Origin of the sequence: Zwartia vadi, assembly GCF_030410375.1 — a bacterium.
Taxonomy (GTDB): Bacteria; Pseudomonadota; Gammaproteobacteria; order Burkholderiales; family Burkholderiaceae_B; genus Zwartia; species Zwartia vadi.
On record NZ_JAUHHE010000016.1, the window covers coordinates 38,664 to 53,398 of the forward strand.

The following is a 14,735-nucleotide window of genomic DNA, read 5'->3' on the forward strand; positions in this document are numbered from 1 at the left end:
CAATGCTCTGTGGTGTTTGGAGGATTTAGAGCATTTTAAGCGGATACTATGTCGCATGCGTCCTCACAGTATTTTTGAGCTTCTCTTGCTTTCCTTTTTTTGGGGGAGCTCTTTTCTCCTGATTCAAGTCGGCGTGGTCGAGTTCGGGCCCGCTGCGCTAATATTTTTGAGAACAATGCTGGCAGGTCTAGTACTGTTTTTCATTCTGGCGTTTCGTGGCGAGGTCTGGATTCTCCTGAAGCATTGGAAAAATTTTGTCCCGCTGGGTCTTCTGGATTCGAGCTTTCCTTACCTTCTCTCTGCCTATGCCGCACTGCACATTCCATCCGGAACCATCTCGGTCATCAACGCCGTCACCCCTCTTTGGGGCGCACTTGTTGCCTGGCTGTGGCTAGGCATGCGCCTGACCATCACAAGCGCTTTAGGCCTATTAATCGGACTATTGGGCATCACCTTTCTCGTGTGGGATCGTATCGAGCTTGCACTGAGTGACTCTACACTTGCTTTGATCGCTGCGGTCTGCGGTCCGATTTGCTACGGCTTATCTGCGTGTTATGCCAAAAAATACCTTTCCTCGTTTAGTCCGTTTGTGAACGCAACGGGCTCCTCTTTGACGAGTGGGGTATTGCTCTTACCATTGGCCTGGTACTGGTGGCCGGATGAGCCAGTCAGCACGACGGCATGGATGGCTGCCCTCGTACTTGCGGTGTTCTGCTCAGCAATCGCTTATGTGTTGTATTACAGGCTAATTCAGCATATCGGTCCAGCCCGGGCGATGACCGTCTCCTATTTAGTACCGGTCGTCGGACTGTTCTGGGGCTGGACGCTTCTAGACGAGAATTTCACCTTACGCACCCTTTCGGGTGTGTTGCTGATATTTACCGGTTTGGCGCTAGCCAATGGTCTCCTGGGGCGCAGCATCGCTCAGCGCGGCACGATTCACCAGCCAGACAAGCGATAGCATCACGGGTACCTCAACGAGCACCCCCACCACTGTCGCCAACGCAGCACCTGAATTCAACCCAAAAAGTGAAATGGCTACTGCAACCGCCAACTCGAAAAAGTTGGAGGTTCCGATCAAACATGCCGGACCCGCGATATCTCTTGGAAGCTTCAACCAACGTGCCCCGAACCAGCCAATGACAAAAATCCCGTAAGTCTGCAAAATAAGGGGAATGGCAATCATGCCGATGACCAGTGGCTGCTCAACGATTGTGCGTGCCTGAAAGCCAAATAGCAACACCACGGTTGCGATCAAGCCCACAATGGACCAGGGTTTGAGCGCTGAGACAAATGAAGCGACAGCAGTCGACGATCGACGCAACAACCATTCCCGCGTCAACACCCCCGCGATGAGCGGCAACACCACATACAAAATGGTCGAGAGCAACAGTGTTTCCCAGGGAACGATCAGATCGGTCACGCCCAACAAAAAAGCCGCGATTGGGGCAAAGGCAAACACCATGACCAGATCATTGATGGAGACTTGGACCAGAGTGTAATTGGCATCACCTTTGACAAGCTGGCTCCAGACAAACACCATCGCTGTGCAAGGTGCCACGCCCAACAAAATCATGCCTGCAATATATTGGCTCGCCGTCTGCGGATCCACCCAAGGGGCAAAAATATATTCAAAGAATAAGATCCCGAGTGCGGCCATCGTGAAAGGCTTGATCAGCCAATTAATCACAAGCGTCAAAAACAAACCCCGCGGACGTGTGCCGACTTGTTTGATCGAGGACCAGTCGATTTGAATCATCATCGGGTAAATCATGACCCAGATCAGCACCGCCACAACGAGATTGACATGCGCAAACTCGAGCCTCGCAATCAAAGCAAAAGCCTCTGGGCTCAGCAACCCGAGCCCGACCCCTGCCAAAATGCCCAACCCCACCCAAACAGTCAAAAAACGTTCAAACAAGCCCACAACATAGCCTCTTTCAGACAGACAGGCCCCCGGGAGAGCCGAAACGGACGTCAATCACGCGTACGGTGAGCTTACTTTAAAAAGACCGAATCCCCTTGCGGCAAGGGCACAGCGATTACAATAGCAAGATTGGACTTTAATTAAGCTTTGAAATCAATGACCTATAGCGTCAAAGAAATTTTTTACACGCTGCAAGGCGAAGGACTGCGGGCCGGCCGGCCGGCGGTTTTTTGTCGTTTTGCCGGATGCAACCTGTGGACCGGACGCGAAGAGGATCGCGCAAGCGCGATCTGTCAGTTTTGCGACACAGATTTTGTTGGCACGGATGGCACGCTCGGAGGCAAGTTTCCAGACGCTGAGGCTCTCGCTGCACAAATCGCCGCGCTGTGGCCCAACGGGTATGCACACCGTTACGTTGTTCTGACAGGTGGCGAACCCCTTCTTCAAGTCGATCCAGATTTGATTCAGGCTCTACATGCCAAGGGGTTTGAAATAGCAGTGGAAACAAATGGCACGATCGAGGCGCCCGAGGGCATTGACTGGATTTGCGTCAGCCCCAAGGCGGGCGCAGCATGGGTCCAACGCACGGGACACGAACTCAAGCTTGTTTATCCCCAACCCGCCCTCATGCCGGATGCCTTGGGTCCCAGCCAGTTCGAACACTATTTGCTCCAGGCGATGGATGGACCTGACAGACTGGCCAACACTCGCGCCGCGATCGCCTACTGTCAGAGTCATCCCATGTGGCGACTCTCGGTTCAAACACATAAAGTCTTAGAGATTCGTTGATGCGCGCGCCCCCTTCACAAGACACAAACCAAGCCGGCGAAACACCTTGGTGCGAGCTCTCACAACGGTTTTATTTCGAAGCTGCGCATACGCTCAGACGCAGTATCGAAACCGAAGGAAGTTTACGGATCCATGGACACACCTACGAAGCTGAAGTGACCGTGTCCGGCTATGCGGATGCCAAGACAGGCATGCTGGTGGATCTTGGTTACCTGCGACAGGAAGTCGCCCGTGTCCGCGAGATGTTGGATCATCGCTTTCTGGACGAAGTTGAAAATCTTGGTCCCGCAACACTTGAAAATCTCTGTGGCTTTATCAGAAAACAGCTTAAACCAAGCTTGCCACAGCTATCTGCCGTGATGGTTGAACGCAAGGCCAGCGGTGATCGGTGTGTTCTCAGAGAAAAGTCTAACTAAGTAGATCTCAAGCTCTGTAGTTCTTTAGTCCTGACTCACTGTTTCGCCGAGTTCACGAAGGACGTTCTGACGCTTGTGTGCGATCTGAAAGACAGTACACGCACCACCTCAAGCCATAGGGCGCAAGTCATCAAGATACCTAAAATCACCCCAATCTCTTTGAGACTCAAGGGAGCAACCCTGAGCGCCTCACGCACCCAGGGAATGAAAAATACCGCTGCCATGATGAACATGAGTGCGATGGTGAGGCGTTTCAACCAGCGATTAGGAATTGAAAATCCTACAAATAAAGAACGTGCATGATCGCGATTCGCGAGGATCAGCAGCAGCACACTCACCAATAAGCCGGACATGACTATTGTCCTCATGACCTCTTGTCCCCAGCCTATTGAAACGAACCAGGCATAGGTTGAGACAAGTGCGACGGCCACACCCAGACCCTGCAATATTGGCGGAAACACTGAGGCGAGGGAAAATGGCGAGTCACTCATCTCACGCGGAGGGCGGGCCATCAAATCGCCCTCTTCTGGCTCGGACTCAAACACAAGTGTACAAGCAGGATCGATCAGCAACTCCAGCAAGACAATATGCGCAGGCATTAATAGCATGGGCCAATGCATGATTGGCGGAATCAGTGCCAACGCGATGATTGGCATATGAACAGAAAAAATAAATCCAGTCGCTTTGCGAATATTGTCATCTATCCTTCTGCCCTGTTCGATTGCGGCAACGATGCTCGCAAAACTATCGTCAAGCAAAACGAGCGCAGCGGATTCGCGCGCCACATCTGTTCCACGCTCACCCATCGCCACGCCGACATCTGCCGCCTTCAAAGCAGGTGCATCATTCACGCCATCACCCGTCATGCCCACCACCTCGCCCGAGGCTTGCAACAACCTCACGAGCCTGAGCTTTTGAGTAGGCTTGAGGCGGGCACATAGATTGACCTCTTTTAATCGCAAGCCAAGTTCCTCATCGCTCATTCGATCGAGCTCAGGCCCGGTCAAACTATCAGGCCTGTCAGACAAACCGATCTTGCGCGCAATCGCAATCGCCGTTGCAAGATGATCCCCAGTCATCATAATGACTCGCACCCCGGCCTGCTTACAGCGCATGAGCGCCTCGGGTACTTCGGCTCGAGGGGGGTCTTCGAAACCGACCAAGCCAAGATATTCATAGGTAAAGTCTCGTTGACTCTTCGGCCAAGCGGGTGAGTCGATATCAAGTTGATCAACAGGTCCTTGCCAACGTGCACGCGCAACACCCAGCACTCGCAGGCCTTGCGAGGCCATTTCTGCCAAACGCGTCTGCGCGTCCGCTTTCTCATCCGGCGACAAGTGACAGAGATCAATGACAGCCTCGGGAGCACCTTTGGTGGCCAACAGATATTGCTGCGACCCCTCTTCTTTATACACACGCGTCATTGCGAGTAAATCTGCCGACAACTCGTATTGATGGACCGCTGATTGAGCGATATTTTTCCAATAGCCAGATTTCATATCCTCTGAATCATGCATTTGATCCCAATGCATTTTCAACGCGCGCTCCATCGGATCCACTGAGCCGGGCGGGCTCGCAAAAAGAGCGCAGGATATTACCTGCCTGACATCTCCAGCCACTCGCGCAACCGTCATGCGATTCATGGTGAGCGTGCCAGTTTTGTCTACGGCGAGAACAGTAATGCCACCCAAACCTTCCACTGCAGAGACGCGTCTGGTTAACACTTTTTTCTGAGCAAGCCGCCACGCCCCCAACGCAAGAAAAACAGTCAATACAACAGGGATCTCCTCCGGCAAAATTGCCATGGCAAAAGCGATGCCTGACAAAATACCGGGCAACAAAGGAACCTGATTCCACCAAACATTCAAGGCAATTAAAACCAGAGCCAACAAAACCGCCAGAGCACCCACCCATCGAATCAGCTTACGTGCGCGACGTTGTAAAACCGAGGGCAACTCTTTCGTTTGCGCCAAATCAGTACTAATCTTTCCAACCGCGGTATCTTCTGCGACGGCGAAGACTCGAGCCACGCCAGCCCCTTTTGTCACCAAGGTGCTGGCGTAAAGCTGACTATCCGCCGAATCTTTATTATTTTGCGAGTGTTTGGTCACCACAACCGATTCACCGGTGAGCAAGGACTCATCCACCTCCAGACTCCCCTCGATGAGGTTTGCATCTGCAGGAATACGATCGCCTTCTCGTAAGATGAGCAAGTCATCCAGGACCACATCCACTCCGGCAATACGTTTCTCGACACCATCTCTAATCACCAATGCGCGCGGGGCAGAGAGCTCTCGCAACGCCTCAAGCTGACGTTGCGTTCGACTATGTTGAAACAGCGTCATTCCGATAATGACAAACACAACGCTCAACAGGAATATCGCTTCACCGCGATCACCAAGGACAAGATACAACCCTCCGGCCGCAAGCAGCATCAAGAACATGGGCTCGGTGAGCACTTCAAAAACAAGTCTGATCGTTCGGATCGGAACGCTACCAGGTAAAATATTTTGACCATCGCGCTTAATACGCTCTGCTGCTTGAGTCGAAGTCAATCCAACATGTTGCGTTCCCGCGGAAGAACCTTCTGAATTGTCAACAGCGTGCTTGGAACGACTATTCATGATGATGCGCGCCAATGGATAAAGCGTTGAATGGTCTATCTCACAGGTAGTCTAGGCATGGTCATCGACTCGGGCTTTAAAATCTCGTCGAGTTTTTCTGCAGTCAACAGTCCGCGCGCCAGCACGATGTCATATACCCTGCGGCCTGTGACGAGTGCCTCTTGAGCGACCTCGGTGGCATGTTGATAGCCGATGTAGGGATTCAGTGCCGTTACCAGAACAATCGATCGATCAAGCAGTTCTTTGATTCGAGACTCATTGGCGGTAATCCCTCTCACACATTTATTTTCCAAGGTGCTGAAAGCATTTGTTAAATGCGTCACGCTTCGAAACATTGAATATGCGATGACAGGTTCAAAAGCATTCAGTTGCAACTGTCCGGCCTCAGCGGCGAAGCTAATCGTGACATCGTTGCCGATGACTTCATAGGCGACTTGATTCACGACCTCAGGGATGACAGGATTGACCTTGCCTGGCATGATACTGGAACCGGCTTGTACGGCAGGTAAATTGATTTCACCGATTCCGGCACGCGGACCGCTGGAAAGCAGCCTCAGATCATGGCAAATCTTGGAAATTTTCACTGCGATTCGCTTAAGAACACCCGAGAGCTGAACAAACGCACCACAATCTTGTGTGGCTTCAATCAAATTTGGAGCTGTCTCTAATGGCAAACCCGTGACTGACACGAGATGCTGACGCACTGTACGCGCGTAATCAGGATGCGTATTGATGCCAGTTCCGATTGCGGTTGCACCTAAATTGATCTCGCATATCAATGGCAATGCTTCACGCAAACGTAAGACATCCTCCCCCAACATCACCGCATAGGTGCGAAACTCCTGACCCAGGGTCATCGGAACAGCATCCTGCAATTGCGTCCGCCCGACTTTGATGATGTCCTTGAACTCGACCGCCTTAAGTTCAAACGCCTCTTGCAAACTGATCATTCTGGTTAAAAGCCTCTGACAACCCCGATAGGTGGCCAGTTTGAGCGAAGTCGGATAGACATCGTTGGTCGACTGACTCATATTGACATCTTCATTGGGGTGCAAAAACTCATACTGACCACGCTTGTGTCCCATCAACTCAAGCGCGCGATTTGCAATCACCTCGTTGGCATTCATATTGGTCGATGTGCCAGCCCCGCCCTGGATCAAATCAACAACGAACTGCTCATGAAGATTACCTTGGAGAATTTCCTCTGCTGCAGCGACAATCACCTTGCATTTCGATGCCTCCAGCATGCCGAGTTCATGATTGGTTTTTGCCGCGGCAATTTTGATCTCTGCAAGCGCACGAACCAGATCCGGATATTGCGAAATAGGCAAGCCCGTAATTGGAAAATTTTCTATCGCGCGAAGCGTGTGCACCCCGTAATAGGCATGGAAAGGAACATTCCGGTTCCCGAGCAAGTCGTGTTCGACACGGGTATCATTGGAATCAATGCTTGTTATGCTCATAAGAGGCTCTCCGCAAAGCGATCATGCGAGCGAGTACGCCCGCTATGTCACTATGCTACCTCAGTCGTTTGCATTTCTCTCAAGAAATTGCAACAGTAAGTGACAGACTTTTTCAGGCTGCTCTTGCTGCACCCAGTGGCCTGCGCCTTCCACTAGAAATGTTCCTTGATACCTTTTTGTCAGCGCGCCTTCCACACGCTCGAGTCCGCCAGGAGTTTGATAGACACCCCAATCATGCTGACCACCGATAAACATGGCGGGCACATCAATTGTTTTACCTGCAAACACAGCGAGATCTTTATCGCCCGGATTGACGCGATAACCTTGCAAACCACCTTGAAATCCCGTGCGCGCATACTCCTCGACATAAAAGCCGAGTTCCACCTCCGTGAGCCATGTGCAAGCTGCGATCTGCTGGGGCGACGGCATGTCCGGCTCAACAGTTTCAGCCATGCCCTTGTCAAGATCCATGACGTAATAGCGAGGCAGTTTTTCCCACTCGCTTGCCGTGAGCCCTTTCAACCTAAAAGGGTTGTTAGGGGCCCAGTCCGCACTTTTAACATGATAATAGGCACGCAAAAAATCATGCAAACCCTGTTTGGCATGCCACATGTTTTCATTTGCGGGCTCAGTAGCGTAGTAACGCATGTAATATTTTCTGGGTGGATTCAGGAGTTTAAGCTCCTCGTCAATACGGCTCGGTGGCTCCGGCTTGACGACCTCGTTCGCCGTATTGAATGGCAAGGCAACAGGTCCGCCTCGAAAAGGCGAGCTCATCATGACGACCGAACGGAATACGTCCGGCCGCATCAAGGCACACCACCCCGCCAGAGGTGAACCTTGATCATGACCAACCACTGCGGCGACCTCACGATAACCTAGCGCTGCAACCAGAGCCAACACATCATGCGCCTTGTTGAGCGTGCTAAAGGGTCGCAAATCGTCGTGATATGAGACCCCCGCGCCACCGCTTCGCCCGTAGCCGCGTACATCTGGCGCTACAACGTGATAGCCCTGAGCAGCAAGCGGCAGCAAGACTTTGCGCCAACTGTAGGCAAGTTCAGGAAACCCATGCAACAGCACGACCAAAGGACGTCCGGGCACATCGTAACCAGACTCCAAAATGTGAAGGGTGATGCCGTTGACATCGTGGATCAACCTGGAACGTATGCCCGCTTCAAACATATTAATTACGTTCTAGATTGATCGCATCAGCTGTTTTTTTCCAGATTTCAAGTTGCGACTTGTTGAAATCTCCCATTTCTTTGGGTGTTGAACTTTGCAATTCGAACGCAATCTTTCCGAGCTGGTCACGCACATCCTTGCGCTCTGCGACCTCTTTCATAGCCTTGGCCACACGATCCACAACGTCTTTGGGCAAGCCAGCCGGTCCAAACAATCCAGCCCAAGGAACAATCGTCATACCCTTGATGCCCAGCTCATCTGCGGTAGGTACATCAGGCACCAAAGGACTGCGGCTGGGCAACAAAGCCATCAGCACCCGTAAACGTCCTTCCTGCACCATCTGCAGCGCGTTACCGGGAGTTGCAAGCAGCACCTGAATCCGTCCAGCGATGAGATCGGCTGTCGCAGGCGCATCACCTTTGTAGGGGACATGCACCATATTGAGCTTGGACTCCTGAGCGAATTGAGCAGTCGTCAAAATACTGGTGCCATTACCGCTACCGTAGTTCAGTTTTCCAGGATTGGCTTGAGCATAAGCAATCAGCTCTTTCATGTTTTTTGCAGGAACATCTGCATTCACAAACATGAAAAATCCAAATTTCCCAACCAAAGAAATAGGTGTAAAGGCAGTCAAGGGGTCGTAAGGCGGCACTTTTCGCATCGTTGGCGCGCCGTTCAAGCCCGTAGTCGTCGCGAACAACAAGGTGTAACCATCCGCTGGCGCATTCATCGCAGCCAATCCGGCAATTGCACCGTCCGCTCCAGCCTTATTGTCAATAATGATGGGCTGGCCAAGACTCTCAGATAAAGCCTTCATCACAATACGCGCAGTCTGGTCGGCCGCGCCGGCAGGAGGAAAGGGCACAATCATGCGAATGGGTTTGTTTGGATAGCTTTGCGCCAAGGCGCCAACGCTCATTCCCAACATACAGGCTCCCAGTACTAACGACTTAAGAAGTTTTTTCATTTTTTCCTCATTTGGGTTCAGAAAATCACCATTCTCATTGATAAACCGCCGCATTCAGGTTGTCTACGAGGGTTATCCCCTGAAAAATCCTGAGCCAGGGCTGCACAAATGAGTGAAACCCCTAAAATAAGGACCCAATTCCCCTCCACTTTTTCGGAAACACCACACCTTATGTCTCAGTCGCGCACGATTGCCATCATTGGCGCAGGCATGGCGGGCTTGAGCTGCGCCCAAGTACTCATCAGTCAAGGACATCATGTCCAGCTCTTTGAAAAGAGTCGAGGCGTTGGAGGAAGAATGAGCACGCGCAGCTATGAGCAATGGGCTTGCGATCACGGCGCTCAATACTTCACTGCATCTGACTCCGCCTTTCAGCGTCAGGTCGAAACCTGGCAAACAGCCGGTGCCGCCGCACTCTGGGAGGCTCAAATCACAAGCTTCGAGGCGGATGGATGGCAACCCATTAAGCCGTCTAGCGGACGTTTCGTCGGCACCCCATCAATGACAGCCCCAGCAAAATTATTGGCGAAAAATCTAGATATCCGGTTTTCAACCACCATCGATCAGCTCCTTCGCCATGACAATCGCTGGCAACTGCACACTAAAGAAAACGGCCTGATTGATGCTACTTTCGATACGGTCGTTCTGGCTATTCCGTCAAAACAAGCCGAACCTCTTGTCTTATCCCACTCGACCGCCCTCTACGACCGCTGTCGGGATGCGGTCATGGCTCCCACATGGGCCTTGATGGTATATGCCCGCGAGCGCATGAATCTTGATTTTGATGGAGCCTTCATCAACCAAGGCATGTTCAGCTGGATCGCCAGAAGCTCAAGCAAACCGATGCGTCCGTCTGCCGAGGCGTGGATCGCCCATGCAACCACCGAATGGAGTCGGACACACGAAAACCTCTCCAAAGAAGATGCGGCACCTCTTTTGATCGCTGGCTTTGAAGCGCTCACAGGCATACGACCCGAAACATATCAAACGCATCTCTGGCGTTTCGCAAGGCTAGGACACGCCACGCAACATGGTCATGTCTTCGATCAAACGCTTCGGCTCGGATTATGTGGCGACTGGACCAGTACGGAAAAAGTTGAAGGAGCATGGCTCAGCGGTCGGGCAGTCGCACTCGATATCTGCAAACACTCTAACAAAACCTGACGATGAAACGTTCTGAACACTCTCTCAAAGATCGCATGTATACGCTGATCTTTACGAATGAAACGCCTGCGGGTCGCCATTTTGATAAAACGCTAATCGCACTGATTTTGTTATCGCTCGTTGTCGTCGTACTGGACAGCGTTGAGCAAATCGCCCGCTCCTTTCACTCCTTGTTATTTATTCTAGAGTGGATCTTCACGCTTATCTTCACCGTTGAATACATCGCACGTTTGTATTGCGCCAAAAATCGTAGGAAATATGCGACCAGTTTTTTTGGGGTGATTGATCTGCTGGCGGTTCTACCAACCTATCTGGCGCTATTCTTCCCGGAGCTGCACGCTCTAATTGACGTACGTATCTTGAGGTTGATTCGGATTTTTCGGGTGTTTAAGCTGACAGCCTACATGCAGGAATACTCCCATCTCGCGAACGCACTCAGTGCCAGCCGAAAAAAAATACTGGTTTTTCTCTCTTTCGTGTTGATGATTGTTTTAGTGATGGGCACGCTCATGTATGTCGTGGAGGGCCCCGAACATGGTTTCACAAGCATACCCATCGCAACCTACTGGGCCATCACAACCATGACGACAGTCGGCTTTGGCGATCTCACGCCCCAGACCGATCTCGGCAAGCTGATCGCCTCAACGATGATGCTAATGGGATGGGGTACCCTGGCCGTTCCGACAGGAATCGTCACGGCAGAAATGTCTCGTGCGCGAGGTCGGGGTGTCAATACCCACATTTCCTGCCCCGAGTGCGAAGCTGATCATCTGGAAAAACAGGATCGCTTCTGTAGGGACTGTGGCGCCAAGCTTTGAACGACAAGCTCTAGTCGAGTCCAAACCTCTCAATTACTCGCATTTAAGAGAATGTTTAAGCATATAGCCCTCTTGATCTGAATAGATACGGGAAAATGACAGGTGAATTAAACGCACCTGCCACCCCAATATTTATCGAGAAGAGCAACATGTTTAAGAAACTTATTTTGGTACCACTTGCTGCAATCGTGACCCTGTCAGGATGCGCGCCGACTGGTTCATCAACATTCAGGCAAATGTCTTCGGCCTATCGCGAGGTCCTCGAAGAGTATGCGAACGATAACGTCTTGCTCAACATCATTCGCTCTTCAAAAAATATGCCAGTCAGTTTCCTCGACATGCCTTCCGTAATTGGTACTGGGAACGTAGGTGTCAACGCTGGTCTGAACACCAGTATCTTTAGCAATGCGCCTGGATCAGTCACTGGCTTTTTCTCAGCCGAACCCATCGCAGGAGCATCAAGCTTTGCGCCAAGCGTTGGCTTAAGCGTAAACAGTGGCTTTAACTTTACACAATCCTCTTTGGATAACTCGCAATTCATGAGCTCCTTCCTAAGCGATATCCGCCCGGAGGTTGTAGCAAGTCTGACCAATAACCAGGTAGGCCCCAAATCAATTCTCTACTCCTTAGTCATTGACACCATCGAATTGCGTGACAAAAACAACGTCATCATTTCGAAATATTTTAATAATCCCTATCTCCCCAATTACGAAGAGTTTCAAAAAGCACTCTACACCTTGATTGAAGCAGGGCTGAGCACTGAGATCGTGATGGAAAAGCAAGTCGTGTCGGCGCCTATGAGTGCTGAAGCGCTTAACCGGAATCTGGTCGCGGCGGTCGCTGCGCAAGCGCAACCTGGCACAATGGTCGTACCTGTCAAAACCGGTGGTGTCACAAACTATCAGATTGTGCGCATGATGCCCACCACGCGCATGTGCTTGAACAAACAATCCGAACAATTAGTGCTCGGACAAACATTTGCGGAATCAGCTTTCTGTAATAGCGATGCGGTTGGCATTTTGCCCAAGCAAGCGCTGTTACCTGAAACTGCAGCGTCACTTCGCAAGGCTGGCGTTGGCAAGGACAGCCGACTCGTCATCAAGCTGCGTTCCACTCGAAACGTATTTGATTTCCTCGGCACACTCGTCAAACTGCAAAATGGCGACCCACCGCGCCAGATTAAAGTCATGAATTCAGATGCGATCGCCCTCAATCCCAATCTGATCAATGACACGTCTTCCGCCATCCCGCTTTTCATTGTTGAAAAAGGGCGCGGCGTTGGCAAAGCCATGGCAAGTGTGAGCTATCAAGGCGAGACCTACTATGTTCCTGCCGAATCCAATAGCTACACACGCGAAGTGCTGACCTTGCTCTCTCAGCTACTGACACTCAATAAGGTACCGGGCTCCATTCCACCCTCTCCGGCAGTCTTGATTAAGTAACATGACTTCGACACAGAGCAAACCCTCCTCTTGGCTAGTGCCACTCTCCCGTCATACGAATAGTAAATTGACGATCTTTTGTTTTCCGTATGCGGGAGCAGGCGCTTCGATCTATCGAAATTGGGGGAAACTCTTTCCTGATCATGTTGATATGTACGCGATTCAGGCACCGGGAAGGGAAACACGATTTTCTGAACCCTTTGTGCGCGACATCGCAGAGTTCGCCATAGAAACAGCTGCGGCGATTCAAAAAACAACTGAGCAACCCGTTGTTTTGTTTGGCCACAGCCTTGGGGCTGCCTGCGCATATGAAACGGCCCGAGCACTCGAGCGTGCTGGCCAAACGCCCGAACTACTGATCGTCTCAGGCCGACAATGCCCAGGAACTGCCTCTAAACGGGCGCCGATCGCGCACTTATCAGACAAGCAATTTCTCGCGCATGTTCTGGCCTATAAAGGCACGCCCGCGGCCGTTTTAGAAAATGAAGAGTTAATTGAATTATTGTTACCGCTATTACGCGCGGACTTTGGATTGGCTGAAAATTATCGTCCCAGCATCGAGCCGTTATTAACCTGTCCTATTATTGGACTAGGCTCGACAGAAGATGAGTGGCTAGATCGCGAGACTCTGGAAAAATGGGGAGAGCTAACTAAAGGAAATTTTGAAACGCACTGGTTTGAAGGCGACCATTTCTACCTGAACCATCAAACGAAAGAACTGGTCACGTTTTTGAGAGAAAAAATAAGTGTTCGCTCACAACACATGGATTATTTAGCCTGACGAGAGAATCGATCGATGATCTTGCTGGCTGGCGCAGTCAAAGGTCTTGACCGGTCACTCAAAAACAGGATACATAAACCTGTGATTGCTGGAGTGACTGCAAGTGATACGAGCACGACGCCCCAGTAACCCAGTCGGCTCCAGCGCCCGAGGAAGCCAACCATCAAGCAGAGTAAAACATAGAGAGCAGCGGTGTAAAACATTTATGCCTCAGTCATCAAATGTTAAGATCAAAACCAGATGTCGAATTACTTAAAAACAATATTATCCAAGTTTAACCAGAGAAAGACAGATCGCATGCAACTGTTAAAAAAAATAAGTCGCATCACCGTTTTATCGCTGCTGTGCAACACGATTGTGCCGCAAATGGCGATTGCACAGACATCCTTGCATACGAAAAAAATACTGGTAACCGAACCCATTCCAGAAAATAGACTCGCGCAAGATCAACTCAAACTCAACGCAGATTACGATCCCTCAGTCAAGTATGCAGTGAATTGCACGATTTACTTGATCAACTACAGCTTATTGGGCGTTTCGATCAAAGTTCTTTCCACATACAAAGTCAATGCATGCGATCCCGACTTGTTCCGCTCAACAACAGCGGCCTCTGCCAAGGCCCAACTTAATACGTATCAATCAATCGATAGAATTATTCCGGTAGGACCCCACATCCAACTCATGGACAGAAATACAAGTACAGTCTCGAAACCTTATTTATCCATCGGATTGCTTAATTTTTCTGAAGTTGGTAGTGCGCATATTGGTGTTAAAGAACTATTCACCAATTTAAGTTCATGGAGAAAATGGCTCGGTAAAGTCACCACTTACAATCCGATCAATATGGCTGAAAATACTGATTATGTTTGGCTTCCCGGATCTAAGGTTTACACGCTCACAACAGATAAAGGCCAAGTATTTGTCATGTCGCATTTTTTACCGAGTGGCGTCGGCACTGCGGTCAAGGGTATAGAAAATACCGCTGAAAATCTTGGGCAATACCTCAACTTGCCAAGTGGGTGGCGCTATGAAGTCAAGACCTTGACTAAAGTCTTGACTGTAAAGCGCCAACAAGAAGTTGGCCATACCACCCTGCGAATCATCGACGAATATAGTAATGCTTACATTGGTATCGACTCCAAGCTCGAATAGATATTGG

At 50.7% G+C, this 14,735-nt stretch carries 14 protein-coding genes; 8 read left to right on the forward strand and 6 right to left on the reverse strand.

What is annotated here, in order from left to right; genetic code table 11:
* Positions 1-55: 55 nt before the first annotated feature.
* The gene (locus QWY27_RS13375) at positions 56-961 is read left to right on the forward strand and encodes a DMT family transporter (RefSeq protein WP_290198892.1); all 906 of its coding nucleotides are present in this window, start codon (positions 56-58) and stop codon (positions 959-961) included.
* Here the strand turns inward: QWY27_RS13375 and arsB are convergent.
* On the reverse strand, positions 893-1,927 hold the full coding sequence (arsB, locus tag QWY27_RS13380) for an ACR3 family arsenite efflux transporter (RefSeq protein WP_290198920.1): 1,035 nt from the start codon (positions 1,925-1,927) through the stop codon (positions 893-895). The two genes, QWY27_RS13375 and arsB, sit on opposite strands and share 69 nt — an antisense overlap.
* A gap of 156 nt (positions 1,928-2,083) precedes the next feature.
* Here arsB and queE point away from each other — a divergent pair, with 156 nt between their 5' ends.
* Positions 2,084-2,716, forward strand: coding sequence for a 7-carboxy-7-deazaguanine synthase (gene queE, locus QWY27_RS13385; RefSeq protein WP_290198894.1), 633 nt, complete (start codon positions 2,084-2,086; stop codon positions 2,714-2,716).
* Positions 2,716-3,132: a 6-pyruvoyl trahydropterin synthase family protein gene (locus tag QWY27_RS13390; RefSeq protein WP_290198896.1), complete on the forward strand. Its 417-nt coding sequence runs from the start codon at positions 2,716-2,718 to the stop codon at positions 3,130-3,132. Before queE ends, QWY27_RS13390 begins: the two co-directional genes overlap by 1 nt.
* A gap of 35 nt (positions 3,133-3,167) precedes the next feature.
* Here QWY27_RS13390 and QWY27_RS13395 read toward each other — a convergent pair whose 3' ends face one another.
* The 4 genes from QWY27_RS13395 to QWY27_RS13410 are packed head-to-tail and all read right to left on the reverse strand — an operon-like array spanning position 3,168 to position 9,371.
* On the reverse strand, positions 3,168-5,756 hold the full coding sequence (locus QWY27_RS13395; protein ID WP_290198897.1) for a cation-translocating P-type ATPase: 2,589 nt from the start codon (positions 5,754-5,756) through the stop codon (positions 3,168-3,170).
* Positions 5,757-5,791: 35 nt separating this feature from the next.
* Positions 5,792-7,219: an aspartate ammonia-lyase gene (aspA, locus tag QWY27_RS13400; protein ID WP_290198899.1), complete on the reverse strand. Its 1,428-nt coding sequence runs from the start codon at positions 7,217-7,219 to the stop codon at positions 5,792-5,794.
* Positions 7,220-7,279: 60 nt separating this feature from the next.
* Positions 7,280-8,404 (reverse strand): alpha/beta fold hydrolase, encoded by a 1,125-nt coding sequence (locus tag QWY27_RS13405; protein WP_353958778.1) that lies wholly within the window; start codon positions 8,402-8,404, stop codon positions 7,280-7,282.
* Between the two features lies 1 nt (position 8,405).
* On the reverse strand, positions 8,406-9,371 hold the full coding sequence (locus QWY27_RS13410; RefSeq protein ID WP_290198901.1) for a Bug family tripartite tricarboxylate transporter substrate binding protein: 966 nt from the start codon (positions 9,369-9,371) through the stop codon (positions 8,406-8,408).
* Between the two features lie 171 nt (positions 9,372-9,542).
* Between QWY27_RS13410 and QWY27_RS13415 the strand changes: the two genes are divergently transcribed.
* From QWY27_RS13415 to QWY27_RS13430, 4 genes are all read left to right on the forward strand, one after another.
* Positions 9,543-10,535 (forward strand): NAD(P)/FAD-dependent oxidoreductase, encoded by a 993-nt coding sequence (locus tag QWY27_RS13415; RefSeq protein WP_290198902.1) that lies wholly within the window; start codon positions 9,543-9,545, stop codon positions 10,533-10,535.
* A 2-nt stretch (positions 10,536-10,537) separates the two neighbouring features.
* Positions 10,538-11,353 (forward strand): ion transporter, encoded by an 816-nt coding sequence (locus QWY27_RS13420; protein ID WP_290198903.1) that lies wholly within the window; start codon positions 10,538-10,540, stop codon positions 11,351-11,353.
* 149 nt (positions 11,354-11,502) lie between these two features.
* Positions 11,503-12,795 carry a hypothetical protein gene (locus tag QWY27_RS13425; protein ID WP_290198904.1) on the forward strand — a complete coding sequence of 431 codons (1,293 nt, stop codon included), beginning with the start codon at positions 11,503-11,505 and terminating at the stop codon, positions 12,793-12,795.
* Between the two features lies 1 nt (position 12,796).
* Positions 12,797-13,576 carry a thioesterase II family protein gene (locus QWY27_RS13430; protein ID WP_290198905.1) on the forward strand — a complete coding sequence of 260 codons (780 nt, stop codon included), beginning with the start codon at positions 12,797-12,799 and terminating at the stop codon, positions 13,574-13,576.
* On the opposite strand, the gene QWY27_RS13435 is transcribed toward QWY27_RS13430, so the two are convergent.
* Positions 13,564-13,779 (reverse strand): hypothetical protein, encoded by a 216-nt coding sequence (locus QWY27_RS13435; protein WP_290198906.1) that lies wholly within the window; start codon positions 13,777-13,779, stop codon positions 13,564-13,566. The genes QWY27_RS13430 and QWY27_RS13435 overlap by 13 nt on opposite strands.
* Positions 13,780-13,873: 94 nt before the next feature.
* Between QWY27_RS13435 and QWY27_RS13440 the strand changes: the two genes are divergently transcribed.
* On the forward strand, positions 13,874-14,728 hold the full coding sequence (locus QWY27_RS13440) for a hypothetical protein (RefSeq protein WP_290198908.1): 855 nt from the start codon (positions 13,874-13,876) through the stop codon (positions 14,726-14,728).
* The last annotated feature ends 7 nt before the right edge of the window (positions 14,729-14,735 follow it).